This window comes from Yersinia enterocolitica, from assembly GCA_002082245.2.
In the GTDB taxonomy this organism is placed as follows: domain Bacteria; phylum Pseudomonadota; class Gammaproteobacteria; order Enterobacterales; family Enterobacteriaceae; genus Yersinia; species Yersinia enterocolitica_E.
In genome coordinates this window covers 2,598,183-2,624,344 of sequence record NBTC02000002.1, presented here as the reverse complement: position 1 = coordinate 2,624,344, position 26,162 = coordinate 2,598,183, and the positions used below count along the sequence as shown (strand labels likewise).

Genomic DNA, 26,162 nt, shown 5'->3' with positions numbered 1-26,162 from the left:
CATGAGTCCTTAACGTTGGCTGAGAGTCTGTTGTTCGTAATCACGTACGGCATTGAGCCAGCGGGCATCGACCGGCACATCGTTGCGCTGACAATACCCTTCCCAGATGGCTTGCCATGGCAGGGATTTCTGTTCTTCCAGCAGCGCCAGGCGTGCGGTGTAGTCACCGCGCAGTTCCAATTGACGTAGCATCTCGGTCGGTTCCAATAAGGCGCGCAGCAAGGCTTTCTTCATGTTGCGAGTGCCAATGACCCAGGCGGCGATACGGTTGATGGAGGCATCAAAGAAGTCGAGACCGATATGCACCCTGTCGAACAGGTCGTGGCGGATAATTTCGTTGGCGATAGCCTGTGTTTCATCATCGAGCAAGACCACATGGTCGCTGTCCCAACGCACCGGACGACTGACATGCAGTAGCAGGCGCGGAACATACAACATGGCGCTAGAGATCTTGTCGGAAATCACCTCAGTCGGGTGGAAGTGACCGGCGTCCAGACACAGTGCGGTCTGGCGGCTGGCGGCATATCCCATGTAAAACTCGTTAGAGCCGACGGTGTAGCTTTCAGCCCCAATACCAAACAATTTGCTTTCGACGGCATCAATGTGATGGTTTGGGTTTAACTTTTCACTGATAACCTCATCCAGTGCTGATAGCAGCCGTTGGCGGGGTGCCAAACGGTCGATGGGGGTATCCTTCATGCCATCGGGGATCCAGATATTCATCACCGATGGTGTCCCTAGTTGCTCACCAAAATAGGCAGAGACCCGGCGGCTGGCCTGACAATGTTCAATCCAGAATTGGCGAATTTCAGGGTTAGCATGAGACAGGGTAAAACCATCGGCACTCAGTGGATGAGAGAAGCAGGATGGGTTGAAGTCCAATCCCAGATGATGTTTTTTAGCCCACTCAACCCAGCGGCTAAAGTGGCGTGGCTCAATTTTATTACGCGCCACGGAGGTATCCGATTCGAGATAAATAGCATGTAAATTGAGTCGTTTAGGGCCGGGAATCAATGTTAGGGCCAGTTCGAGGTCAGAACGTAACTCAGTAGCATTACGCGCTTTACCGGGGTAGTTACCGGTGGCCTGAATCCCGCCGGTCAGTACACCATCCGGGTTTTCAAAACCGGTGACGTCATCACCTTGCCAGCAGTGCATGGAGACCGGCAGGGTATCAAGGCGGGCAAGTGCGGCATCAACATCCACGCCGACGGCGGCAAAGCGCTGTTTAGCCAGATCCCAGGCCTGTTCAATAGAGTTCGTCATATGCAAAGTTCCTTAGGTAATTGACTCAGTGACTGGAATTGCGGCCAATGGGCTGCAAAGTCAGTGTTGTCGTGAGGGGATAAAGGGTGGAGTGGGAAGTTATTCGCCACGATACGGCGGTAGTGAGCAACATCACTCACCTCTCCCAGTGCAATTAATTGGCTGCCAATATTGCCCAGTGTCGAGGCTTCAACCGGCCCCATAGTGACATTCAGGCCACAGGCATCAGCACAGAGCTGATTAAGGAATTGGTTTTGGCAGCCGCCACCGACGATATGCAAATGGCTGATTGGACGCCCGCGTAACTCTGCCAGTTCTTGGGCAACTTGCCGGTACAACATGGCGAGGCTATCAAAGATACAACGAGCCAGTTGGGCTGCGGTGGTGGGGATTGGCATACCATATTCGCGGCAGGCGTTCTGAATCTCGCCGCACATATTGGCTGGATTAATAAAGCGGCTGTCATTGGGGTTAATCAGCGAGCGGCAAGCTGGTTGGCGTGCCGCCTGTTCGATCAACTGCGGCAGGTCTTTAATCTGCAACTCATCAGTGGCCCGTTGCAGTAACCACAAACCCATAATATTTTTCAGTACCCGGTAGCGGCTTTCAGCGCCACCTTCATTGGTGATATTGCTGGCCAGCGCCTGCCCATGGGTTATGGGGGTGGGGCTTTCAAACCCCATCAATGACCAAGTACCAGAGCTAAGATAGGCAGCATCCGCATCAATCAAGGGTGCGGCAAGTACCGCGCTGGCAGTATCGTGGCTGGCAACGGCAATGACCGGCACCTGCTGGCCGCTGGCGCCTGGCCAATAGCCGATGGTATTGCCAGGTTTAGTGGGTTTGGCAAACCAATGGGCCGGTACCCCGGCATAGGCTAATAGATCGCTATCCCAATCATTGGTTTCAATATTAAGTAACTGGGTGGTAGTGGCATTGGTGTATTCCCAGTTAAGCTGGCCAGTAAGGCGATAGTGCAAATAGTCCGGGATCAGTAACAGATGGGCGACATCGGCCAACAAATGCGGTTGCTGTTCACTTAATGCCCGTAATTGATACAAGGTATTGAACGGTAAAAATTGAATACCGGTACGGCGATAAATGGCACTGCTTCCCAGCGTTTGTTGCGCTTGCTCCATCACACCCTGCGTACGACTGTCGCGGTAGGAGACTGGCTGTCCGACCCGTTTCCCTTGCTTATCAAGCAAAACAAAATCAACACCCCAGCTATCAATTCCAATGCTGTCGAGCTGAATCCCTTCGCTATCGAGCTGATTCAGGCCCTGACGGATTGATTGTTCAATAGCATCGATATCCCAGACATCGGTACCATCAATAGATTTAATCTGATTAGCAAAGCGGCAAACTTCTCGCAGCTCAAGTTGCGGTTGGCTGGGATGATAACTCGCCAGCATCACGCGCCCGCTGGATGCGCCAAGGTCAATGGCGACTATGTGCCGGGGGCTGATAGATGGTGTTACTGCTGATTGTGTGGGCATGATTAGCGGCCTGTCATTTCTCAATGCCCACAGTGTAGAAACTTGCCTTACCTACCACCTTCTCATCACTGCCAGCCGCTATGGCTTGCTGGCAAAATGACGAAAGTGAAAGTGAAACAGCTCACAGTTTCGTATTTAAACAGGGCATCGCTCGCCTGTGACCCTGCGCATACTTTTCAACATTGCTGCACTTATCTAAAAAAAATCACCGCCAAAGTCGCTTTTAACGTCAAAAATTGAAGGTTTCATTACCGCTGCTGCTTTTACTATCGAGAGCTGAAGCAGGGCGATTTCGCCATGCCTGTTGAAAGAGGGCAAAAGATGACTGTCTTGCACAGTATTGATTTTTTCTCTTCAAGTTCTGCATCGGTCGCAATTGAAGCCCGGGAACCACAACCCGCATTTCCTGAGCATCATCATGATTTTTATGAAATTATTATTGTTGAGCAGGGGGCCGGGGTCCATGTGTTTAATGGCAACCCCTACACCTTAAGCGGAGGGTGTGTTTGTTTTGTCCGTGACCATGATCGTCACCTGTTTGAGTCAACCGACGGTTTGTTCCTCACCAACGTCTTATTCCGTGCGCCCGATGCTTTTCGTTTCTTGTCTGGCGTAGAACATTTTCTGCCACGTGAAACTGAAGGGGTTTACCCCTCTCATTGGCGGATTAATGGACAGGTTTTACAGCAAGTAAAACACTTGATTCGCTGCCTTGAGCACTCGCCTCACAGCGAGCAAGCTGAAGATATCGCACTACATGAAAGTGTGTTTATGCAGTTGTTGGTGCAACTGTGGCAAGGGTGTCGGGCGCAGGTGGGTGAGGATCAGGAAGGGCGGTTATGCCAATTATTAGACTGGCTACAGAACCACTACAGTGAGGTAATTGAGTGGCCGGAACTGGCTGATCGCTTTGCTTTACCATTACGCACCCTCCATCGGCAGTTAAAAAACCAGACCGGCATGACCCCACAACGTTATCTGACGCGTTTGCGTTTGCTACAGGCGCGTCATCAATTGTATTACAGCGATAATAGCGTTACCGAGATTGCCTACCAATGTGGTTTTGGTGACAGCAATCATTTTTCAACGCTGTTTAAGCGGGAGTTTTCTCAGTCTCCCCGTGATTTGCGCAGTCAACTGTAGTGCAACCCGTGGAGGCGTGAATAGCATCACGGTAAAAATCGGTAGTTTCATGATAATGAGCTGCTTATTAATTGACCTGTAAATATAGGGCGATAAACATGCGGATACCACTGCGGTTAGAAAGCCGGGATTATTTGCCATCGGAGCAGATGCCGGTGGCGGTAACCAACCGATACCCGCAGGAAGTCTTCGCAGAGCATACCCATCAATTCTGCGAGATTGTGATTGTCTGGCGGGGTAACGGGTTACATGTCCTAAATGATCATCCTTACCGCATTACCTGTGGCGACGTTTTTTATATTCAAGCCACAGATCATCATAGCTACGAATCCGTGCATGACTTGGTATTAGATAACATTATTTATTGCCCGGAACGGTTACACCTAAATGCACAGTGGCATAAGTTATTACCTCTATTTGGGCATGAGCAGAATCAAGGATACTGGCGGTTAACCACGCAGGGCATGGCACAGGCTCGGCCGATTATTCATCAGTTGGCACAGGAGTCACGTAAGACAGATTCCTGGTCGATACAATTGACGGAAGCGCTATTATTGCAACTCGCCATCGTACTAAAACGCCATCGCTACCGAGCTGAACAGGCACATCTATTGCCCGATGGTGAACAGCTAGATCTCGTGATGTCTGCCGTACAACAAAGCCTGGCAACGCATTTTGATATGGCGGAGTTCTGCCATAAAAATCAGTTAGTTGAACGTTCACTTAAACAACTGTTTCGCCAACAGACCGGAATGAGTATCAGCCATTATTTACGCCAAATTCGCCTTTGTCATGCCAAATGTTTGCTGCGGGGAAGTGAGCATCGCATCAGTGATATTGCTGCACGTTGCGGGTTTGAGGACAGTAATTATTTCTCTGCCGTTTTTACGCGTGAAGCTGGCATGACACCACGCGACTATCGCCAGCGTTTTGTTCGAGCACCGTTATTCGCGGGTAAGAATAGGCGGGAAGCAGAACAGCCTCAGGGTACAACCATCATTTAGCGATGCCAATTGGCGAGGACGTTGCTTAACGTCACCCGCCAATACCATTTTATCTTTAGTTTTGCGATTATGCTGCCATACCCAAACCGACTATATTTGCTGCCAGAATGATCACCAGACAACCAATACACAGCACCGTCACTGGTTTCTTGCTTGAGCATTTCCACTCTTTGAGTAACAGACCCACAATACCACCACACAACACATAGAAACTCATGTGCAGCATCCAGCTCATATAGTCATACTGTGGTGGGATTTTGGCGTGACCCCAAGCATAGAAGAAGAATTGCAGATACCACATCAATCCCCCCAAGGCTGAGAACAAAATATTAGTGATCAACAGCGGCTTGGCGATAGAAAAATCGGCTTTGACCGACAAATTCTTGAGGCTGGCTAAACGAATAAAACAGTAACTCAGGTTGATGATGGCCCCACCGCCCATGATGATGACGTAACTTGGTAACGCTACATACAGAGGGTTAATCCCTAATGCGCTGGCGGCTTCATGCATCGGTTTCGCGGCATCGATGGCAAATGACATACCGGCTGAGAAAATACCGCACATCACCGCCAGAATAAGCCCTTTCTTCAGGTTGAACTCTTCCGCCTGAATGCCCATGGCGCGTTCTTTCAGTAATCCAGCGTAACTGACAATAGCTACCCCGATCAGTGCCACGACGACACCCAGCAGGGTCATTCGGCCGCCAGCAGTGCCGAGTAGTACATCAAAGCGCCCTTGCAGTATGGGGGTCATTAATGTGCCGATAATCAGGGTGATACCGATGGCAATCCCAATCCCCATCGACATGCCGAGGTAACGCATGGTCAGGCCGTAGTTGATATTACCAATCCCCCACATGGCACCGAACAGAAATACTGGCAGTAGGGTTGCTATACTGAAGGAGCCGTAATATTGCCAAAAATCAGGCAATAACAAATAGCTGACCGTCCACGGTAGAATAAGCCATGACACCAGGCCACCAATCGACCACATGGTCTCCCATGACCACTTTTTAACTTGCTTAAACGGCGCGTAGAAACACGCCGCACTGGCAGCGCCCACCAGATGCCAAATTATCCCCAATATAATCGCATTGTTCATCTTATTATCCTTCGTTGTGATGGTGCGGGTAGGCGCAGAACCAGAAGGGCGCATAAACCGCTGATGACGAAGGAGTCTAAATAGTGTGCAGTCTTGTCACCTTCGGCTGACTGCCTTAGGACAAGGAATACTGGCAAAATTCAGTGGGTAAGAATGATAACGATCACAGAATGGAATTCTGGTGGTTGGCGGCTTGTTGGGGGGAGAGAATCGCCGGAGTATTCGGCTCATTTGATGAGCCGAATAGCGGCTTTAATCGGCTCACGTGATGAGCCGATGTCATATTACTTGGTCATCTTCTTATACTTGATACGGTGTGGTTCCAGTGCTTCGGCACCCAGAGTGCGTTTCTTCCACTCTTCGTATTCAGTAAAGTTACCTTCGAAGAACGCCACTTTGCCCTCATCCTGATAGTCGATGATATGGGTAGCAATTCGGTCAAGGAACCAACGGTCATGGGAAATAACCATCGCGCAACCCGGGAATTCCAGTAAGGCGTTTTCCAGTGCGCGCAGCGTTTCGATATCCAGATCGTTAGTCGGTTCATCGAGCAGCAACATGTTACCGCCAACCTGTAGCAGTTTGGCCAAATGGATACGGCCGCGCTCACCACCGGACAGCTCACCCACACGCTTGCCCTGATCAATCCCTTTAAAGTTAAAGCGGCCTACATAAGCACGGCTTGGAATTTCAAAGTTACCAATCTTCATGATGTCCTGACCGCCGGAGACTTCTTCCCATACGGTTTTGCTGTCGTCCATGTTGTCACGGAACTGATCAACCGATGCCAATTGCACGGTATCGCCCAGTGAAATCGTGCCAGAATCAGGTTGTTCCTGCCCAGATAACATGCGGAACAGGGTTGATTTACCGGCCCCGTTTGGCCCGATGATCCCCACAATCGCCCCTTTCGGCAGCGCAAAGGTCAGATCATCAATCAGCAGACGGTCACCGTAAGACTTGCTCAGGTGCTCAACTTCCAGCACTTTGTCGCCCAACCGTGGACCCGGCGGAATGAACAATTCACTGGTTTCATTACGTTTTTGATACTCAACGCTGTTAAGTTCTTCAAAGCGGGCCAGACGTGCTTTACCTTTCGCCTGACGGCCTTTTGGATTCTGACGAACCCACTCCAGCTCTTTCTCAATAGACTTGCGACGTGCGGCTTCGGAAGAGGCTTCCAGTGCCAGACGAGCATCTTTCTGCTCCAGCCATGAAGAGTAATTGCCTTCCCACGGAATGCCTTCGCCACGGTCCAGTTCCAGAATCCAACCCGCCACATTATCAAGGAAGTAACGGTCATGGGTAATGGCGACAACAGTGCCCTCATAGTCGTGCAAGAAGCGCTCCAGCCAAGCCACGGATTCGGCATCCAAGTGGTTAGTGGGTTCATCCAGCAACAACATATCGGGTTTTTCCAGCAGCAGGCGGCAAATTGCCACGCGACGACGTTCACCACCGGACAGATTGGCAATTTTGGCCTCCCACGGTGGCAGGCGCAGAGCATCGGCAGCACGCTCTAACTGGTTATCCAGGTTATGGCCATCATGAGACTGGATAATCGCTTCCAGCTCGCCTTGTTCCTTCGCCAGCTTATCAAAATCAGCATCAGGATCGGCGTACAGTGCATAAACCTCATCCAGACGGGTCAGCGCGCGTTTAACGTCACCCACCGCCTCTTCAACCGACTCACGCACGGTTTGCTCAAGATTTAGCTTAGGTTCCTGCGGTAGGTAACCAATTTTGATACCAGGCTGCGGGCGGGCTTCGCCTTCAATATCAGTGTCAATGCCAGCCATGATACGCAGTAGAGTAGATTTACCCGAGCCGTTAAGGCCCAGCACACCAATTTTGGCCCCAGGGAAGAAACTCAAGGAGATGTTTTTCAGAATATGACGTTTCGGCGGAACGACTTTGCCGACACGATGCATAGAATAGACGTATTGAGCCACGTTGCGTCTGCCTCTCTAGATCAGTTTTTATTAGGATATCTGGTGCGGAGTGTAGCCCGTTTTACTATACCCGTCATCTTTCAAGTCGCAGGCGTGTTCGCTGCTGTTGCTAGTCCGAATCACTTAAGTGATTCGGTGAGAGTCGTTTTATATCTCCCTGTCGCACTAGTCGGGAACGCAACAAGGTTAGGGTGCGGTGACTATCATGGCTACTCGGCGGTTTTCTGCTCGTCCTTTAGGGGTACGGTTATCGGCGACCGGCTCTAACTTACCGCGACCTCGTACCTCAATATTGGCTCGTGGAATACCTATGGTTGCCAGTGCATCCGCTACTGCAGAGGCACGTTGCAGCGATAACTGTTGGTTATACTCATCTTTACCGATGGAATCAGTATGCCCATCAACCCGCAGATGAGTAATGCCCACACTCAATAGCGCACGGCCAATGTTTTGTACTGTCTGCCCGCCAGACGGATTCAATTTTTTCACGTCACTATCGAATAACACTTTGTTTGCCAGACCAAATTCCCAGCCATTTTCAGTTAATTTAAATCCTTGTTCCTGTAAGGCTGCAATCTGCTCGGGTGTTAATCCTGGTGGTTTGGTTGCCTGACACCCCGCCAATATCAATAAACTCATGGCGAAAAAACTCATCCAGATATGGCTTATCAGACTGTTGTTTTTCAATACCTGCATGTCACCTATCCTAAGCTTTCAGTAAGAGTAATATCCGATTGGTAGGCAATGACGCTGCCACCGAACTGGAAACGTTTCTTTGCTTGATACATGGCTTCGTCGGCCCGTTGTAATAGCTCTTCGGGGGTCAGCGCATGATCTGGGTAAATCGCAATACCGATGCTGATAGAGGCGGTTATCTCACTACCATCTACCAAATCAATAGGTTGATTCATACTGTCGATAATATTATTAGCGATGGTTACAACATCATCGGTGTCGTGGATCGGTGCCAGTAATACGGCGAATTCATCGCCGCCCAAACGTGCCACCAAATCGGTTTCACGTAACAGTGCGCGGATACGATCGGCAATCGAGGTCAGCACCAGATCTCCCGCTGCATGACCATAGTTATCATTGATTTCTTTGAAGTGATCACCATCAATAAATAACACGGCCAGTTGTTCATCATCGGCGCAATCACTCAACGTGCGGCTTAGCCGGCCCTCAAAGAAAGCACGGTTAGCCAATCCAGTCAGGCTATCATGGGCAGCACGGTGTGCGAGGAAGTCATTTTCTTGCGTTAAATGGTCTTGCCAAACCTCCAGTTCTTCCAGCAAGCCATTGAAGTCATTGCTTAACTCGTTAAGTTCGGCAATTTTCGCTGACGGCACTCGCTGACCAAAACTGCGGTGGCGGCTAACACTATGAGCAACTTCGGTGATTTTGTTCAATGACTCGATAATGCCAAACAGCATCCGGCGCGACAGGAATAGTGCCACTAACGTGCTGAGAATTAGGCAGACGAATAAGCCCATCAACCCTTGCAACAGAAAACGTAGCAGACTACCACCATGACCAATAATCACGATGCTGCCGACTTCATTACCGGCATGCATCATGGGGAGTACCACCGGCTCAGGCAAAGCCCAACGGGCGACTTTTTGTTCCATATCATACATTGGACTATCGTTTGGTAGCGTCCAGTTAGCTATTTCTCGGCCATTCACATCGAGAATTTTAGCTTGGGCAACTTCTTCATTTGCCGCAATCAAGGACAGCGCCTCGTTAGCGGCCACGCTATCACCAAACACTACGGCAGCTTCAGTGGTGTAACTGATTGAACGGGCAATTAAATGTAGGTTATGGTCGGCATACACCCGCAAGGCAAACAGTGCCACCAGTGTGAGAAAAATACCTGCCGTTGCGACCGAGACCAATGCCACCGTCAGATGTATGCGACCGAGTACCCGTCCCAGTGTGGGGAGCTTCGCGATGTTTGGCCGATTTTTTGTCTGTTTGACTGACTTATTCTGTGTTGAATTCATAATGCGTCTGTCTTTTTACGCGCAAGTTGCAACACACTGGGATGAACCTTTACCCCACCGCGTGCCAATGCATCCATATTGACTTTGAAAGAAGCCTGCTTACCTTCCAGTAACAAACAAAATGCACTGCCAAATGTACATTCGTCATAATCTTCACTGATGGTAAGAATCGGATATCCCGACAGTCGGGCTGTCAACTCCTGACGCTGTTGTAGCTCGGTACGCCCCAGATAAACGACATCGCAATTGGTTGCAATCGAGCTATCCGAGAGGGAATAGCGCTGAGTTTTAATGGGATGTGTGGTTTCCATAAACGCGGGATTAAACAGCTCTTCTGCATAAATTGTCGGGGCCACCACACACAAGCGAGTTACGACGGGGGCCACGGGCCAGCGTGCATAGCTGATAATACCCAACACCATTTTGGTGGCGGCATTACTGCGTTCATGGATAAGGGCTTCATTGATGTTATCCGCAGCCATTGATGGTAAGGGGGCAAGTAAGCCAGAGAGAAGTAATAAAATAGAAGCACAGGCCCGCCAGACACGCCATAGCGTCATTAGTTTTAGCGGATAGTAGCATTCATAATTGCTGACGCCGTTAATTGCGCAAGTTGCGGTGTTCATTTTTGCGCTTCCTGTAGGGCGGCATGGTTCACATGTTCATTACAGCGATCGCATAATAAATCGCCGCCATTCTATTATAAGATTTAATTGATGCAATAATAGTCATGCTATCGGCAATATGCGATTTATCTTAAATCATATTTATGGGCGATAAAAAAACCCGGCTAATTAGCCGGGTTTTATGTATCGCAACGTATTGATATCAGACCGGATTCGATCCGCGCTTAAAGCGACCGATAACCCACTTTTCGATCTCTACTACCAAGAAGATGGCGATAGAAACCAACAGTGTTAAGCCCCAGTAATAGGCCGGCAATGGTTCGGTACCGAAAGCAGTATTCATGAATGGCAGGTAGATGATGGCTAACTGCAATACGATCAATACACCTGACACTAACCACAGCCCTTTGTTAACAAAGACTTCTTTGTTCAGTGGGAAGCGGTCCATCACTCGGCAGTTAAACATATAAATCCACTGCGCGGTAACCAGTGTTTGCATCAATACTGTACGGATAAATTCAGTGCTGTAACCGCGTGGCTCCATGTAGGCTTCCAAGGCAAAAGCACTTAAGGCAATCAAGGTACCAACAAACGCGATACGCCAGATGGCATGGCCATCTAACACATGTTTTGATGGGTCACGTGGGTTGCGGCGCATAATGCCTCTTTCTGCCGGTTCAAATGCTAAACCGAAAGAGAGCGTGGTAGAAGTTGCCATGTTTATCCAGAGGATTTGCAATGGCGTTAATGGAATAACAGCCCCCGCGAGGATGGCAAAGATAATGAGCAACCCTTGCGCCAGGTTGGTGGGCAATACAAACAGAATGGTTTTCTTCAGGTTATCGTAGACACGACGGCCTTCTTCAACCGCACTGGCAATGGTCGCGAAGTTATCGTCTGACAGCACCATATCGGCGGCTTCTTTTGTCACCTCGGTGCCTTTGATACCCATGGCGATACCCACATCGGCCTGTTTCAGCGCTGGCGCATCATTCACACCATCACCGGTCATGCCGACAATTTCGCCTTTCTCTTGTAAAGCTTTAACCAAACGCAGTTTATGTTCCGGGCTGGTACGGGCGAAAATATCATAATGAACGGCAGCTTGTGCCAGTTCTTTATCGTCCATATGCTCCAGTTGGCCACCGGTAATGGAGTCTTTACCATTGCCAATTCCCAGCATGGCACCAATCGCCATCGCGGTTTCCTGATGGTCGCCGGTGATCATTTTCACGCGAATACCAGCCTGCTGGCAGGTCGCTATGGCGTCGATGGCTTCAGGACGTGGTGGGTCCATCATGCCAGCGATACCAACAAACACCATGCCCTGCTGGATATCACTGTGGTCCAACTCACTGACAGGTTGTTCTGTTGGGCGGAAGGCTGCTGCTACCATGCGTAGACCTTGCTTGGCATAACGCGCCATCTCGGCTTCCCAGTAATCGCGGCGGAACGGTGCAACACCCTGGTCAGTCAGTTCTTGTTGGCAGAACGTAAACAACACATCAGGTGCGCCGGTCAGGAAGATACTATTTTCTGCTTGAACCTGATGGCTGGTAGCCATGTATTTATAGGCAGAATCAAAAGGAATTTTACCGTGCTGAGTCACTTGACCCAGCTCAATACCGGATTTGGCGGCTAATACTTTCAGTGCGCCTTCTGTCGGGCCGCCAGTAATGGCCCAATGACCTTGGTCGTTCTTCTGAATCTGGCTGTCATTACACAAATTCACCGCAGTGATAAATGTCTTTAACGTGCCGTTGGTATCGAGCGAGGCTTGCTGGTCACTCCCTTCCGGGTAAATGTTGCCAACCGGTTCGTAGCTTTCACCTTCTACGCGATAGCAGTGGTCTGCCAGAATCACTGCTTTAACGGTCATTTCGTTCATCGTCAGTGTGCCGGTTTTATCGGAACAGACGACAGTCATAGCACCTAAGGTTTCTACCGTTGGCAGCTTGCGGATAATCGCGCGGTTGCGCGCCATCGCTTGTACACCAAGGGAGAGGATGATCGAAATAATCGCCGGTAAGCCCTCGGGAACCGAGGCCACTGCCAGACTTATCAACGCCAGTAACAGCTCATCGACCGGTAGGTCGCGCAGGATAAAGGCGAAGACGAACAGGAATGCCATCATGACCAGGATCAGGATGAAAATGGCTTTGCCTAAACGATCCATCTGTTGCAGTAGCGGGGTACGGGTTGATTCAACCGTCGACATCATTTGGTTGATATGGCCCAGTTCGGTATCACCGCCGCTGGCAATCACCAAACCTTTCGCGGTACCGGCACTAATGGTCGTCCCTGAGAATAGTAGGTTTTTGCGATCGCCAATCACCGACTCGTTCTCAATCACGCCGATTTGCTTCTCGACTACCGTTGACTCACCGGTCAGGATAGCTTCTTCAATCTGAAGATTGTGGGCTTCCAGCAACCGCAGGTCTGCGGGGATTTTATCTCCTGGTTTCAAGGTGACGATATCACCAGGGACCAGGTCCTGTGCATCAATAATCTGGGCGCTACCATTACGAATGACCACCGCTTTACTGGAAAGCATATTCTGTATGCTTTTCAGAGATTTCTCGGCTTTATTTTCCTGAACATAACCAATTAAGGCGTTAATAACCGCAACACAAAGGATAATAATAGTGTCAACCGAGTGACCCATCAGTCCCTTGACCAATGCCGCCGCTAATAAAATGTAAATCAGAACATCATTAAAGTGGGCTAAAAACTGTAGCAGGGGATGTTTGCTTTTTTTGGCCGGTAACGCATTGGGACCGTACTGTTTAAGGCGTTCCTCCGCCTCTTGTGGCGTTAACCCTTCTTCGCGGCTATTTAAATGCTGCAAAGACTCTTCCGCAGTAAGTTGATACCAGGCCTTACCCTCTGGGGGCGGGGAGGCGGATTTATGGTCTGATGAGTTTTGCATTGAAAGAACCTTCTTAAAAATTAATAAATCTAAAATCTATCTATTCGTTTCATGGTGGGACGGGGCAGAGAAAGTTTTTATCATTTCTTCCGTGAACAGTGCCAATTCCTTAATGATTTGATTTTGATTAAAAAGCAAAAAAATATTTTGAAGGATATATTTACAACAACATAGTTATATTAAGCAAGGATAGTCGATTTTTATCAAAGCAGTGCCTTGATCTTAGATAATAAACAAGAAACATTTAGCAACATATGGTTGGTAACCTTGTGAATAGTAAGTAGTTACAGGCTGAACTATTCTGCTGTTGATCTTCTTGCTGGTGTTGAATGTTTCGCGGGTATTAAGTGATAACACAAAGTGATTAATCTTCAGCTCCTATTGCTTTATGTTATTACTGGCTATCAGGTGAAACTCTTCGTTAGTATGTTCTGCTGCCGGAACTAATCGGGCATATGCTAATCAGAGGTTGCGGTAAGCGATATAATGATGTGGCGATAAGTAAAGTGCAGTAGCCAACAACCAGTGAGGAAATAGTAAGTATGGACAAGTGGCGATATCTGGCGATTGGCGTGTGTCTGGTGACGACTTCAGGAGTGGCATTCGCTGACTCTATTGATGCCCAACGGCAACGCTATCAGCAAGTTAAACTGGCCTGGGACAGCAATCAGATGGACACCGTGACACAACTGATGCCCACGTTGCGTGATTATCCCCTGTACCCATATCTGGAGTACCGCCAGTTAACGCAAGACCTGAGCCAGGTGAGCGCGGTGCAAGTGAACGATTTCCTTAGCCGTAATCCAACCTTGCCGCCAGCACGTTCACTGTCATCCCGTTTTGTTAATGAACTGGCTCGCCGGGAAGATTGGCGGGGATTATTGGCATTCAGCCCGACAGCACCGAAGCCGGTTGCAGCCCGTTGTAACTATTACTATGCCAAATGGGCCACTGGCGAACAGCAGGTGGCCTGGGATGGTGCGAGTGAAATTTGGCTGAACGGCCAGACACTCCCAGGCAGTTGCACTAAATTATTCAGTGTCTGGCAACAAGCCGGGCATCAAACCCCACTGGCAACACTGGCGCGGATGAAGTTAGCCTTGAAAGAGGGCAATGCCAGTTTAGTGAGTTATTTACTTAAACAACTGCCAGCGGATTATCAGACCATGGGTACTGCACTGGCGAAACTGCAAAGTGACCCGGCCAGTGTTGAAAGCTTCGCCCGTACGGTCGGACCGACAGATTTTACCCGTTCTGCCACTATCATTGCTTTTACCCGTTTGGCTCGTCAAGACGTGGAGAACGCGCGAGCGATGATCCCGACCTTGGCCCGGCTACAAAAAATGAGTGATAGCGAAAAGCTGGAGCTGGAAGAGGCGGTGGCCTGGCGTTTGATGGGGACCGATGCGACTTACGATCAGGCTAAATGGCGAGATCAAGTCACCTTGCGTAGCCATTCAACGTCGTTGCTGGAGCGGCGTATTCGCATGTCTCTGGGCAGTGGCGATCGTCAGGGGTTAGCGACCTGGCTGGCACGCTTACCGGCCGATGCGCAAGATAAAGATGAATGGCGCTACTGGCGTGCATCGCTGTTATTGGAACAAGGTAAAAAAACCGAGGGTGAAGCTATCCTGCGCAGCCTGATGCAGGAACGTGGCTTTTACCCGATGGTTGCAGCTCAAAAGTTGGGCGTTCCTTACCCTATTAATGTTGAGGTAGCGACCAAACCGGATGCATCGTTAGCACAGCGGCCGGAAATTATCCGGGTGCGTGAATTGATGTACTGGAATATGGACAATCTGGCCCGTAACGAGTGGAGCTATCTGGTCGCCAGCCGCAGTAAGCCGGAGCAGGAAGCACTGGCGCGCTACGCTTTTAACCAGAAGTGGGCGGACTTAAGCGTACAGGCTACCATCGTTGCCAAATTGTGGGACCATCTGGAAGAGCGCTTCCCGCTGGCATGGCCAAAGGAGTTCCGTCAGGCGACAGAAGGCAAAGGGATAACCCCAAGTTATGCCATGGCTATTGCCCGTCAGGAAAGTGCCTGGAACCCGAAAGCACAGTCACCAGTAGGGGCGACGGGGTTAATGCAGGTGATGCCGCGTACCGCTGAACATACGGTAAAACTCAATAATATCAGTGGTTATGTCAATAGCAGCCAATTACTGGATCCGCTTACAAACATTGAGATCGGTACCAGCTATCTGGAAGAGGTTTACCAGCAGTTCGGGCGCAACCGTATCTTATCCAGTGCCGCCTATAACGCCGGCCCATCGCGGGTGAATACCTGGTTGGGTAACAGTGGCGGGCAAGTGGATGCAGTGGCATTCATCGAGAGTATTCCTTTCTCAGAAACCCGTGGCTATGTGAAAAATGTGTTGGCATACGATGCCTTTTATCGGCACTTTATGAATCGCCCAGCGAAGGTGTTGAGTGATGCCGAGTGGCAGCGGCGTTACTGATCCCCCTTTGTACTTGAAGCCGCAGGGGTGTTAGCTACGCGCACTTACCCGAATCACTTACTTGTGTAAGCTCATCGGGGTTTGCTCGCTTGCTGCCTTGCCGCAACGCCAATGACGTTGAGGATATTCCTTTGTTCTGGGCGCTGCGGCGGTGTTAGCGGCGCTTACGACCTTGGCGTTGCAGGCTGTTTACTGGCAGCCCTACAACGCCAAGTTCTTTGGCTATATCTCACGTTATGGTATGCTCTCGTACTAGTTAAATAGTACCTTGGGTATCTATCATGACAAAACTACGATTGACCGATGATTTGTCGGCTGACGAAATAAACATGCCTAATATCCACAGCCCGGTTAATACTGCTTTCGCGCCAGATCCGGCGTTATCCCCTGCAGATAATCAGCACTGGCTGAGCTTTGTTGCGCTGTTGGAAAACGCGATTGCGCAAGACCTGCATTTGCCCTTGCTGCAATTGATGCTGACACCGGATGAGCGTACGGCTCTGGGCACCCGGGTACGTATCATTGAGGAGTTAATGCGCGGGGAATTAAGTCAGCGTGAATTGAAAACCCAGTTAGGTGCAGGTATCGCGACCATTACCCGTGGCTCTAACAGCTTGAAAACGGCCCCGCCACAGCTCAAAAGCTGGCTTGAGACCCAATTACTGACAAATGATGTAAAGCCTTCCTGAGTTTAGTATCACGGTGCCGGGCGTTGATATATTTCGTTGTGAAATGGTACCAGCGCTAACAGCAGTGCCTGGTGATAAACACTGGTGCGGGTCAATTTACCGTCGGTAAAGATACCGATGGCACCACCCTGATGTTTTACATTCGATATGCCGGTTAAAACTGCCATTTCGTCGCCCAGCTCACGGCCTTGGCGAATCCCATGCAATATAATGTCGGGCAGCATTAAGCTGGCAGAACGGGATTCTCCCCGTAACTGTAAGTGTTCAATTACCATCCAGGCAAAGGTCATATTATCTTCAATACCGGCTTCAACCCCAACCCAAAAATCAGCCTCAGGGCGAATCTTACGTGCGTTACTCACACGCTGTCTGGCGCCACTGTGTGTCTCAAGACTGCCGATGGGTTGCAGGGGAACACCGCTATCGACATTGACACCTTCAATACGATACTGGCCGGGGCCATAAACATCATCGAAGGCGAGGGTGATAGCCTTAATCTTTGCAGGGTTGGTAGTTGCGGCAACAACATGGTACATAATGAGTCTAGTATCCTATTCCCTTGGGACTTGAAGCAGCAGGGCTGTTAGCTGTCTATCTGCCACGCCAACGTCTTTGGGTTTATCTAAAGTAATGGTTTTTGTGCCTATTTTACGCAGTATAACGGAAAAACGACATGTTACAGGTATATCTCGTGCGTCATGGTGAAACCCTCTGGAACGCCTCACGCCGCATTCAGGGCCAATCAGACAGTCCTCTGACCGACATCGGTATCCGTCAGGCCAACTTGGTTGCGCAACGGGTTAGTAGCCAGGACATCACCCATATTATTACCAGCGACCTTGGCCGCACACAGCAGACAGCTAAAATTATTGCTGATGCTTGCGGCCTAACCATGGTGACAGACTCACGCCTGCGTGAGCTGAATATGGGCGTGTTGGAGGCGCGCCCCATTGAAAGCTTATCGGTGGAAGAAGAGCAGTGGCGTAAGCAGATGGTTAATGGTACCGAGGGCGGGCGTATTCCTGAAGGTGAGTCGATGACTGAACTGGGTAGCCGTATGCATGCAGCGCTGGATAGCTGTCTGAAGTTACCTGCTGGCAGCAAGCCGCTGTTAGTTAGCCATGGTATGGCGCTGGGATGTTTGTTGAGTACATTACTGGGTCTGCCCGCGCATGCCGAACGGCGTCTACGTTTGCGCAACTGTTCGTTATCTCGGGTTGATTATCAAGAAAGCCCTTGGCTGGCCTCTGGCTGGGTCATTGAAAGTGCTGGCGATACCGCTCACTTGGATATGCCAGCACTTGATGAGCTACAGCGTTAACGACGGATAGGAATGAGATATTCACATTTCAACGAGGTTGGAGGCTGATCTTTCGGCCTCCCCTGCGGGAAGAAGCGCTCTATATCGTACCCTCGCCGGCGGGTTAGCCCTAATTGCGGCAGACTGGTGCCATAGAGTGTCAGAATGAAGTTTTGCAATCCCTCCAGCGGCCCCTCATAGCTGAACTGCACGTACTCGCCACCTTGCAAGATAACCGGTTGCCCTTCCGGCACATTGCCCGGAACATGTTGTGGCTCAATGGCGGTGGTATAGAAAATCTCCTGCTCATCATCTTTCTCCTGATTAGGGCGGGAGTGATGTAAACCATAGAGCACTGGCGGCAAGTGATCGGCATCACCGAGATATTGTTGCCAAAAATGCGAGCGTAGTTCAGTACGATAAGTTGATATCTGTTCAAGCGTACAAGAGTAGCTTTGTGTCAGACCAATCAGGTGCTGTTCAGGCAAGGTGATGAATTCAGGTTGAGGTAGCGTATATTCCCCTAGCCGAATCGGTGGGCAAATCCCAGCCGAGTGCCAATCTTCTGCCCGTCGGTACAGCGCCGGTGTTTGTGCAAACTGCTTTTTAAATGCCCGGGTAAAGGTTTGCTGCGAATCAAAGCGATATTGTAGGGCAATGTCCAGAATAGGACGGCTGGTTAATCGTAACGCTACAGCGGCTTTAGATAACCTTCTGGCACGGATATAGGCACCGATAGCATTCCCGGTGACATCCTTGAACATTCGCTGCAAATGCCATTTAGAATAGCCGGCTTTGGCAGCAACATTGTCCAGTGCTAAAGGCTGGTCTAAATGACTTTCTAGCCAGCTAAGCAAATCACGAATGATACTGGCTTGATCCATAGATCTTCCTCGTAAAGCGGCCTAAATTTAGGGTGTTAGTCATATGAAAAGAATAGCTCTGGCGAATAGTAGCAACTTTTTATGTTCCCGACTGCTTAAGAATTTTGTGGCATAGTGTGTTAAAAAAGAACCTAAGATTTATAAAATATCTTTTTAACGAATATTTTATTTTTAGTACAAATAGTTAACGCTGAGTAACGTTATTCAGCGGAATGGAGTAAGTGTATGAAAAAGAATTGGATATTCCTTGGTTGTCTGCTTTCATTTGGGGCCATAACTGCTCATGCAGAGGAAATTGGCTCCGTCGATACAGTCTTTAAACTGCTCGGGCCAGATCATAAAATAGTGGTTGAGGCCTTCGACGACCCCGATGTTAAAAATGTAACTTGTTATATCAGCCGCGCTAAAACCGGGGGCATCAAAGGTGGATTGGGGTTGGCAGAGGATACGTCTGATGCAGCAATTTCCTGTCAGCAAGTGGGGCCGATTGAGCTGAGTGACAAAATTAAGAATAAAAAATCCGAAGGTACAGTGGTTTTCCAGAAACGGACTTCTTTGGTGTTTAAAAAGTTACAGGTAGTGCGTTTCTATGATCAAAAGCGTAATGCCTTAATCTATCTGACCTATTCCGATCGCGTTGTCGACGGCTCGCCGAAAAATGCGATCAGTGCCGTTCCGATTATGCCGTGGTAAAAATTGGATAGATATAAAAAAGCCAGCATAGAATGCTGGCTTTTTACTGTGGATAGCAGCCAGAGGTTTACTCTTCCAGGTCACCACAGAAACGGTAACCTTCACCATGGATAGTGGCGATGATTTCTGGTGTGTCCGGCGTGGATTCAAAATGTTTACGAATGCGGCGGATAGTCACGTCAACAGTACGGTCATGAGGCTTCAGCTCACGGCCGGTCATTTTCTTCAACAATTCGCCACGAGATTGAATCTTGCCTGGGTTTTCACAGAAGTGCAGCATGGCGCGGAACTCACTACGTGGCAGCTTATAATGCTCGCCAGCAGGGCTTATCAGTGAGCGGCTATTGATATCCAGCTCCCAGCCATTAAATTTGTAACTTTCAACCAAGCGGCGCTCTTCACCCACGCTACCCAAATTCATGGTACGTGACAGTAAGTTACGTGCCCGAATGGTTAATTCGCGCGGATTGAAAGGTTTGGTGATGTAATCATCAGCGCCAATTTCCAAGCCAAGGATCTTATCTACTTCGTTATCACGACCTGTCAGGAACATTAGGGCAACACTTGCTTGTTCACGAAGTTCTCGTGCTAGCAACAGGCCATTCTTGCCCGGCAGATTGATGTCCATGATAACTAAGTTGATATCATTCTCAGACAGAATGTGGTGCATTTCTGCGCCATCATTGGCCTCATGAACTACATAGCCTTCCGCCTCGAAAATGCTCTTCAGGGTGTTACGAGTAACTATCTCGTCTTCTACGATCAGAATGTGCGGGGTCTGCATGTTTGCTACCTAAAATTGCCAACAAAATAGAAATAGGAAGTACAGAAGTCTTTGTTATATTAGGATTTTTATTGACTTGTTACTCGTCATCCCGTTCATCACATGACTAAAGTACGTAAACGCGTTCTTGATGCACTTTCCATCAAGGTCAACAACATCACTAGCTTGGTCGGGGTGTTACTCCCTACAGCCCCAAAGGTGACAAAAGCGGCGCATATCCTAACCCTATTAACAGCAATATAACAGTGTGAGCCGAATCTACCACCCAACAAAACTACGCTTTGTTGACATATATCAAATTCAATTGTAGCACGTTAACACTTTTGTGAAAAAGACTTACAAGAATACCAGCTTATGCGCGAGTTGGTTAAATTATGTGATCGATTCAGTGTTATTAATATTAAAAATTGAATGTCAAACGTAACAAAAAAATGATTTTTCTAATCTATTGATTTTTATTGTTTAAAATCAATATTCTTTCAGCATTACAGCCATCAAGGGATTTTTCTTGTCAGCGTCCTATTTCGCCTAAAAGCATAAGAAGAATTATCGTCAATGTTAGTTAAATGTAAAGTAATAGAGGAAACTTTTCATATTTGTTGTTTTTTAAGTCACTCATGCAAATCAATGATGATTAATTTGCCATTTTATGGCTTCAATTGGATTTTGCTATCGCGATCCTATCAATTGTCCGTTGGCGTGTTTTCTGTCATTTAGTCGAAAAAAAATCTTACAGTGGATAGTAGTGATTAAAATTAATATTACAGATTTATTATCTGGTTTATCGCGGGATTTTTTATTTGTATCTGCTGATTACCCCTATTGAATTAGTTGATTCCCCATTGTGGGTGGGGGCGTTTCTTCAGGAAATTGGATGAAAAAATTTGACTTGAGGGGGCTATTGCTTTAACCAATAGAGGGACAGCTTCATTTATGAGACAGACAGACGACATGCGATATATCAGCCTGAACACAACAATTATTACCACCACCGAAACCATTGGTTACGGGGCGGGCTGACGCGTACAGGAAACAACAGAAAAAAGCCCGCACCTAGACAGTGCGGGCTTTTTTTTTCAATCAAATCTTTGCAAAAAAAGTTTGCGATAAAAAAAGCGCGAAAGCGGGAGAGAATCAGAAATGCGAGTGTTGAAATTTGGCGGGACATCAGTAGCAAATGCAGAACGCTTTATGCGTGTTGCCGATATCATCGAAAGTAATGCACGTCAGGGACAAGTGGCTACCGTGTTATCCGCTCCCGCTAAAATTACCAATCATCTGGTTGCGATGATCGACAAAATGGTCGCAGGGCAAGATATCTCGCCGAATATCAGCGATGCGGAGCGGATTTTTTCCGAGCTGTTGCGTGGGTTGGCCGACACTCAACCCGGGTTTGACTATGAACGCTTGAAAGCGCTGGTGGCGCATGAGTTTGCGCAACTCAAACATGTCCTGCATGGTATCTCATTGCTTGGCCAGTGCCCGGATAGCATCAATGCGTCAATCATTTGCCGTGGCGAAAAACTCTCCATTGCCATTATGGAGGCGCTATTTCAGGCCAAAGGTTATCCAGTTACTGTGATTAATCCGGTCGAGAAGTTGCTGGCTCAAGGCCATTACCTCGAATCCACTGTTGATATCACGGAATCTACCCGCCGTATCGGGTCCAGCAGCATTCCGGCCAACCACATCATCTTGATGGCAGGTTTCACGGCCGGTAACGACAAAGGTGAGTTAGTGGTGCTGGGGCGTAATGGCTCCGACTATTCAGCCGCGGTGCTGGCTGCTTGTTTACGCGCTGATTGTTGTGAGATCTGGACGGATGTTGATGGGGTTTATACCTGTGACCCGCGTACTGTACCCGATGCCCGTTTACTGAAATCGATGTCATACCAAGAGGCGATGGAGCTGTCCTATTTTGGCGCTTCAGTTCTTCACCCCCGCACTATCGCCCCCATTGCCCAGTTCCAGATCCCTTGCCTGATTAAAAACACCTCTAATCCACAGGCACCTGGCACCCTAATTGGCGGGGAAAGCAGTGATGATGGCTTCCCAGTTAAAGGTATCACCAACCTGAATAACATGGCGATGATTAACGTCTCAGGTCCGGGGATGAAAGGCATGGTCGGTATGGCTGCCCGTGTCTTTGCGGTGATGTCACGCAGTGGCATTTCAGTGGTACTTATCACCCAGTCTTCTTCTGAATACAGCATTAGCTTCTGTGTGCCGCAGGGGGAGCTAGAGCGTGCCCGTAGAGCATTGGAAGACGAGTTCTATCTGGAATTGAAAGATGGCCTCTTGGAACCTCTGGATGTGATGGAGCATCTGGCGATTATCTCCGTGGTGGGTGATGGTATGCGCACATTGCGTGGCATCTCCGCTCGCTTCTTCTCGGCGTTGGCGCGTGCCAATATTAATATCATTGCGATTGCGCAAGGCTCGTCTGAGCGCTCTATTTCGGTGGTGGTGAGTAATGATGCGGTTACCACCGGTGTGCGTGTCTGCCATCAAATGCTGTTTAACACTGACCAGGTGATTGAAGTGTTTGTAATAGGTGTTGGCGGTGTCGGTGGGGCATTAATCGAACAAATCTATCGCCAGCAGCCGTGGTTGAAACAGCGCCATATCGATCTGCGGGTGTGTGGTATTGCTAATTCCAAAGCCATGCTGACCAATGTCCATGGCATTGCGTTGGATAACTGGCGTCAGGAACTGGCTGAGGTGAAGGAGCCATTTAACTTAAGCCGCTTGATTCGGTTGGTAAAAGAGTATCACTTGCTCAACCCGGTGATTGTCGATTGTACTTCCAGTCAGGCTGTTGCCGATCAATATGCTGATTTCCTGGCCGATGGTTTCCATGTTGTGACGCCAAACAAGAAAGCCAACACCTCGTCGATGAATTACTACCGTCAGATGCGTGCGGCGGCGGCGAAATCTTGTCGCAAATTCCTGTATGACACTAACGTGGGTGCGGGTTTACCGGTAATCGAAAACTTACAGAATCTGCTCAATGCTGGTGACGAACTGATGCGTTTTTCTGGCATTCTGTCAGGGTCGCTGTCGTTTATCTTCGGCAAGCTGGATGAAGGCATGACATTGTCACAGGCAACCTTGCAAGCCAGGGAGATGGGATACACTGAACCTGACCCACGCGATGACCTCTCTGGCATGGATGTTGCGCGTAAATTGTTGATCTTGGCCCGTGAAGCAGGTTACAAACTTGAGTTGACGGATATTGAAGTTGAATCTGTTCTGCCAGCCAGTTTTGATGCTTCTGGTGATGTAGATAGCTTCCTGGCGCGTTTACCGTCACTGGATGCCGAGTTTACCCGTTTGGTGGCAGATGCGGCGGAGCAGGGCAAAGTGCTGCGTTATGTTGGGGTTATCGAAGAAGGGCGTTGTATCGTCAGAATGGATGCTGTTGACGGTAACGACCCGCTGTATAAAGTTAAAAATGGTGAGAATGCGTTGGCTTTCTATACCCACTATTATCAGCCTATTCCGTTGGTGCTGCGCGGATACGGTGCGGGTAATGACGTGACTGCTGCCGGGGTATTCGCCGATCTTTTACGCACATTATCCTGGAAGTTGGGAGTTTAAATATGGTTAAGATCTATGCTCCGGCATCGATTGGCAATGTCAGCGTTGGATTTGATGTGTTGGGTGCGGCGGTTTCGCCGCTAGATGGCACCTTACTCGGCGATTGTGTCAGCGTGACGGCGGCAGACCGTTTCAGTCTGCGCAATGAAGGCCGCTTTGTCAGCAAACTGCCTGATGACCCGAAAGAGAATATTGTTTATCAATGCTGGGAGCGTTTTTGTCAGGAAATGGGCAAACAGATCCCGGTGGCTATGGTGCTGGAAAAGAATATGCCGATTGGTTCTGGGCTAGGCTCCAGTGCTTGTTCGGTGGTTGCCGGGTTAATGGCGATGAACGAGTTCTGTGGCAATCCATTGGATAAAGTCACGTTACTCGGCCTGATGGGGGAGTTGGAAGGGCGTGTTTCCGGTAGTGTGCATTATGATAATGTTGCACCTTGCTATCTGGGTGGGATGCAGTTGATCCTCGAACAGGAAGGTTACATCAGCCAGAATGTTCCCGGCTTTGATGATTGGCTGTGGGTCATGGCGTATCCGGGTATTAAGGTCTCGACCGCTGAAGCGCGCGCCATTTTACCGGCGCAATATCGCCGTCAGGATTGTATCGCTCATGGTCGTAATTTGGCTGGATTCATTCACGCTTGTCACACTCAGCAACCTGATTTGGCCGCTAAGATGATGAAAGATGTTATCGCCGAACCTTACCGCACCCAACTGTTGCCGGGCTTTGCTGCCGCCCGCCAAGCCGCCCATGATATTGGTGCATTGGCTTGTGGTATTTCCGGCTCTGGCCCGACGCTATTTGCTGTCTGCAATGATCATGAAACCGCACAACGCATGGCGGGATGGCTACAAAATCATTACCTGCAAAACGACGAAGGTTTTGTTCATATTTGCCGTCTGGATACCGCAGGCGCACGACTACTGGGATAACGCATGAAACTGTATAACCTTAAAGATCACAACGAGCAGGTCAGCTTCGCGCAAGCGATCAAACAAGGCCTGGGTAAGCATCAGGGGTTGTTCTTCCCACTGGAATTGCCAGAATTTGAACTGACAGAAATTGATAAACTGCTGGATCTGGATTTTGTTACCCGCAGTAGCCGTATTCTGTCTGCTTTTATTGGCAGTGAGATTGCCCCTGAAACCTTAACCAAACGCGTTCAGGCCGCATTTGAATTCCCAGCACCCGTGGCTCAGGTTGAGAATGATATCGCCGCACTGGAGCTGTTCCACGGCCCGACACTCGCGTTTAAAGATTTCGGCGCGCGTTTTATGGCGCAAATGTTGGCTGAAGTGGCGGGTGACCAGCCGGTGACAATCTTAACGGCGACTTCCGGTGACACTGGGGCGGCGGTAGCACATGCATTCTATGGCCTGAAAAACGTGCGGGTGGTTATTCTCTACCCACGTGGCAAAATCAGCCCATTGCAGGAAAAACTGTTCTGCACATTAGGTGGCAATATCCACACCGTGGCAATTGAGGGCGATTTTGATGCCTGCCAGGCCTTGGTGAAACAGGCCTTTGATGATGAAGAGCTGAAGCAGGAACTGAGCCTTAACTCCGCCAACTCGATCAACATCAGCCGCTTATTGGCACAAATCTGCTATTACTTTGAAGCGGTAGCCCAGTTGCCACAAGAAGCACGTAATCAACTGGTTATCTCGGTACCCAGTGGTAACTTTGGTGATTTGACCGCCGGGCTGTTAGCGAAGTCATTAGGTTTGCCAGTTAAGCGCTTTATTGCTGCCACCAACGCCAACGACACAGTGCCGCGCTTCTTGGTTAACGGCCAGTGGCAGCCAAAACCTACTGTTGCGACACTCTCGAATGCAATGGATGTCAGCCAGCCGAACAACTGGCCACGTGTTGAAGAGTTATATCGCCGTAAAATCTGGCAGTTGAAGGATTTAGGCCACGGTGCGGTGAGTGATGAAGTGACCAAAGAGACCATGCGTGAGCTGGCGGAGCTGGGTTATATCTCTGAACCTCATGCGGCGATTGCGTATCGTGTTTTGCGTGATCAGTTGCAGGACGGCGAGTTTGGGTTGTTCATCGGTACCGCTCATCCGGCGAAATTCAAAGAGAGCGTGGAAGAGATCCTCGGCCAGGAACTTCCGTTGCCGAAACCACTGGCTGTTCGGGCGCAACTGCCTTTGTTATCCCATGATTTACCAGCCGATTTTGCGCAATTGCGGGCTTTCTTGATGGCTTTGCCAAAATAAT

Annotated in this window: 22 protein-coding genes; 11 read left to right on the top strand and 11 right to left on the bottom strand. The window is 49.2% G+C overall.

The genetic code is table 11. From position 1 onward, the window contains the following. Positions 1-9 precede the first annotated feature (9 nt). Together A6J66_013420 and A6J66_013415 are read right to left on the bottom strand one after the other, a co-directional pair. A complete protein-coding gene (locus A6J66_013420; GenBank protein PNM25096.1) occupies positions 10-1,266 on the bottom strand; it encodes an L-rhamnose isomerase in 1,257 nt (418 codons plus the stop codon). Further along, the gene (locus tag A6J66_013415) at positions 1,263-2,720 is read right to left on the bottom strand and encodes a rhamnulokinase (GenBank protein ID PNM27010.1); all 1,458 of its coding nucleotides are present in this window, start codon (positions 2,718-2,720) and stop codon (positions 1,263-1,265) included. The genes A6J66_013420 and A6J66_013415 overlap by 4 nt, the downstream gene beginning before the upstream one ends. Between A6J66_013415 and A6J66_013410 the strand changes: the two genes are divergently transcribed. From A6J66_013410 to A6J66_013400, 3 genes are all read left to right on the top strand, one after another. Next, the gene (locus tag A6J66_013410) at positions 2,710-2,865 is read left to right on the top strand and encodes a phosphoribosylaminoimidazole synthetase (GenBank protein PNM25095.1); all 156 of its coding nucleotides are present in this window, start codon (positions 2,710-2,712) and stop codon (positions 2,863-2,865) included. The genes A6J66_013415 and A6J66_013410 overlap by 11 nt on opposite strands. A gap of 221 nt (positions 2,866-3,086) precedes the next feature. Continuing rightward, the gene (locus A6J66_013405) at positions 3,087-3,908 is read left to right on the top strand and encodes an HTH-type transcriptional activator RhaS (GenBank protein PNM25094.1); all 822 of its coding nucleotides are present in this window, start codon (positions 3,087-3,089) and stop codon (positions 3,906-3,908) included. A 98-nt stretch (positions 3,909-4,006) separates the two neighbouring features. Next, on the top strand, positions 4,007-4,912 hold the full coding sequence (locus A6J66_013400) for an HTH-type transcriptional activator RhaR (GenBank protein ID PNM25093.1): 906 nt from the start codon (positions 4,007-4,009) through the stop codon (positions 4,910-4,912). A gap of 67 nt (positions 4,913-4,979) precedes the next feature. On the opposite strand, the gene A6J66_013395 is transcribed toward A6J66_013400, so the two are convergent. The 6 genes from A6J66_013395 to A6J66_013370 all read right to left on the bottom strand — a co-directional run bounded on the left by A6J66_013395 (position 4,980) and on the right by A6J66_013370 (position 13,524). After that, entirely contained in the window at positions 4,980-6,014 is a 1,035-nt protein-coding gene (locus A6J66_013395) for an L-rhamnose/proton symporter RhaT (protein PNM25092.1), read from the bottom strand. A gap of 284 nt (positions 6,015-6,298) precedes the next feature. After that, complete coding sequence (locus A6J66_013390; protein PNM25091.1) at positions 6,299-7,966, bottom strand: energy-dependent translational throttle protein EttA; 1,668 nt, start codon at positions 7,964-7,966, stop codon at positions 6,299-6,301. Positions 7,967-8,152: 186 nt separating this feature from the next. Then, positions 8,153-8,662: a hypothetical protein gene (locus A6J66_013385; protein ID PNM25090.1), complete on the bottom strand. Its 510-nt coding sequence runs from the start codon at positions 8,660-8,662 to the stop codon at positions 8,153-8,155. Between the two features lie 5 nt (positions 8,663-8,667). Beyond that, positions 8,668-9,867: a diguanylate cyclase gene (locus A6J66_013380; GenBank protein PNM27009.1), complete on the bottom strand. Its 1,200-nt coding sequence runs from the start codon at positions 9,865-9,867 to the stop codon at positions 8,668-8,670. A gap of 98 nt (positions 9,868-9,965) precedes the next feature. Then, on the bottom strand, positions 9,966-10,595 hold the full coding sequence (locus tag A6J66_013375) for a DUF4154 domain-containing protein (protein PNM25089.1): 630 nt from the start codon (positions 10,593-10,595) through the stop codon (positions 9,966-9,968). Positions 10,596-10,797: 202 nt separating this feature from the next. Next, positions 10,798-13,524: a carbonate dehydratase gene (locus A6J66_013370; protein PNM25088.1), complete on the bottom strand. Its 2,727-nt coding sequence runs from the start codon at positions 13,522-13,524 to the stop codon at positions 10,798-10,800. 542 nt (positions 13,525-14,066) lie between these two features. Here A6J66_013370 and A6J66_013365 point away from each other — a divergent pair. Both A6J66_013365 and A6J66_013360 read left to right on the top strand, forming a co-directional pair. Then, a complete protein-coding gene (locus tag A6J66_013365) occupies positions 14,067-15,986 on the top strand; it encodes a murein transglycosylase (protein ID PNM25087.1) in 1,920 nt (639 codons plus the stop codon). A gap of 338 nt (positions 15,987-16,324) precedes the next feature. Continuing rightward, on the top strand, positions 16,325-16,675 hold the full coding sequence (locus tag A6J66_013360; protein ID PNM27008.1) for a trp operon repressor: 351 nt from the start codon (positions 16,325-16,327) through the stop codon (positions 16,673-16,675). Between the two features lie 8 nt (positions 16,676-16,683). Here A6J66_013360 and yjjX read toward each other — a convergent pair whose 3' ends face one another. Beyond that, positions 16,684-17,211: a non-canonical purine NTP phosphatase gene (gene yjjX, locus A6J66_013355; protein ID PNM25086.1), complete on the bottom strand. Its 528-nt coding sequence runs from the start codon at positions 17,209-17,211 to the stop codon at positions 16,684-16,686. A 137-nt stretch (positions 17,212-17,348) separates the two neighbouring features. Here yjjX and A6J66_013350 point away from each other — a divergent pair, with 137 nt between their 5' ends. Continuing rightward, a complete protein-coding gene (locus A6J66_013350; GenBank protein PNM25085.1) occupies positions 17,349-17,996 on the top strand; it encodes a phosphoglycerate mutase in 648 nt (215 codons plus the stop codon). On the opposite strand, the gene A6J66_013345 is transcribed toward A6J66_013350, so the two are convergent. Beyond that, on the bottom strand, positions 17,993-18,859 hold the full coding sequence (locus tag A6J66_013345) for an MDR efflux pump AcrAB transcriptional activator RobA (GenBank protein PNM25084.1): 867 nt from the start codon (positions 18,857-18,859) through the stop codon (positions 17,993-17,995). The two genes, A6J66_013350 and A6J66_013345, sit on opposite strands and share 4 nt — an antisense overlap. A gap of 225 nt (positions 18,860-19,084) precedes the next feature. Here A6J66_013345 and A6J66_013340 point away from each other — a divergent pair, with 225 nt between their 5' ends. Beyond that, entirely contained in the window at positions 19,085-19,552 is a 468-nt protein-coding gene (locus A6J66_013340; GenBank protein ID PNM25083.1) for a hypothetical protein, read from the top strand. 67 nt (positions 19,553-19,619) lie between these two features. On the opposite strand, the gene A6J66_013335 is transcribed toward A6J66_013340, so the two are convergent. Further along, positions 19,620-20,336, bottom strand: a complete 717-nt coding sequence (locus A6J66_013335) for a two-component system response regulator ArcA (protein ID PNM25082.1) — start codon at positions 20,334-20,336, stop codon at positions 19,620-19,622. A 951-nt stretch (positions 20,337-21,287) separates the two neighbouring features. Here A6J66_013335 and thrL point away from each other — a divergent pair. The 4 genes from thrL to A6J66_013315 all read left to right on the top strand — a co-directional run bounded on the left by thrL (position 21,288) and on the right by A6J66_013315 (position 26,161). After that, a complete protein-coding gene (gene thrL / locus A6J66_013330) occupies positions 21,288-21,356 on the top strand; it encodes a thr operon leader peptide (GenBank protein PNM27007.1) in 69 nt (22 codons plus the stop codon). 120 nt (positions 21,357-21,476) lie between these two features. Next, positions 21,477-23,936: a bifunctional aspartate kinase/homoserine dehydrogenase I gene (locus A6J66_013325; GenBank protein ID PNM25081.1), complete on the top strand. Its 2,460-nt coding sequence runs from the start codon at positions 21,477-21,479 to the stop codon at positions 23,934-23,936. A gap of 2 nt (positions 23,937-23,938) precedes the next feature. Further along, positions 23,939-24,868 (top strand): homoserine kinase, encoded by a 930-nt coding sequence (locus A6J66_013320; GenBank protein ID PNM25080.1) that lies wholly within the window; start codon positions 23,939-23,941, stop codon positions 24,866-24,868. Between the two features lie 3 nt (positions 24,869-24,871). Then, a complete protein-coding gene (locus A6J66_013315) occupies positions 24,872-26,161 on the top strand; it encodes a threonine synthase (GenBank protein ID PNM25079.1) in 1,290 nt (429 codons plus the stop codon). Position 26,162: the final 1 nt, after the last annotated feature.

Coding starts and splice junctions, on each gene's coding strand:
- A6J66_013420 (PNM25096.1), bottom strand. CDS start 1,266: ATGACGAACTCTATTGAACAGGCCTGGGATCTGGCTAAACAGCGCTTT.
- A6J66_013410 (PNM25095.1), top strand. CDS start 2,710: ATGGCGACTATGTGCCGGGGGCTGATAGATGGTGTTACTGCTGATTGT.
- A6J66_013405 (PNM25094.1), top strand. CDS start 3,087: ATGACTGTCTTGCACAGTATTGATTTTTTCTCTTCAAGTTCTGCATCG.
- A6J66_013400 (PNM25093.1), top strand. CDS start 4,007: ATGCGGATACCACTGCGGTTAGAAAGCCGGGATTATTTGCCATCGGAG.
- A6J66_013395 (PNM25092.1), bottom strand. CDS start 6,014: ATGAACAATGCGATTATATTGGGGATAATTTGGCATCTGGTGGGCGCT.
- A6J66_013385 (PNM25090.1), bottom strand. CDS start 8,662: ATGCAGGTATTGAAAAACAACAGTCTGATAAGCCATATCTGGATGAGT.
- A6J66_013375 (PNM25089.1), bottom strand. CDS start 10,595: ATGAACACCGCAACTTGCGCAATTAACGGCGTCAGCAATTATGAATGC.
- A6J66_013370 (PNM25088.1), bottom strand. CDS start 13,524: ATGCAAAACTCATCAGACCATAAATCCGCCTCCCCGCCCCCAGAGGGT.
- A6J66_013365 (PNM25087.1), top strand. CDS start 14,067: ATGGACAAGTGGCGATATCTGGCGATTGGCGTGTGTCTGGTGACGACT.
- yjjX (PNM25086.1), bottom strand. CDS start 17,211: ATGTACCATGTTGTTGCCGCAACTACCAACCCTGCAAAGATTAAGGCT.
- A6J66_013350 (PNM25085.1), top strand. CDS start 17,349: ATGTTACAGGTATATCTCGTGCGTCATGGTGAAACCCTCTGGAACGCC.
- A6J66_013345 (PNM25084.1), bottom strand. CDS start 18,859: ATGGATCAAGCCAGTATCATTCGTGATTTGCTTAGCTGGCTAGAAAGT.
- A6J66_013340 (PNM25083.1), top strand. CDS start 19,085: ATGAAAAAGAATTGGATATTCCTTGGTTGTCTGCTTTCATTTGGGGCC.
- A6J66_013335 (PNM25082.1), bottom strand. CDS start 20,336: ATGCAGACCCCGCACATTCTGATCGTAGAAGACGAGATAGTTACTCGT.
- A6J66_013325 (PNM25081.1), top strand. CDS start 21,477: ATGCGAGTGTTGAAATTTGGCGGGACATCAGTAGCAAATGCAGAACGC.
- A6J66_013320 (PNM25080.1), top strand. CDS start 23,939: ATGGTTAAGATCTATGCTCCGGCATCGATTGGCAATGTCAGCGTTGGA.
- A6J66_013315 (PNM25079.1), top strand. CDS start 24,872: ATGAAACTGTATAACCTTAAAGATCACAACGAGCAGGTCAGCTTCGCG.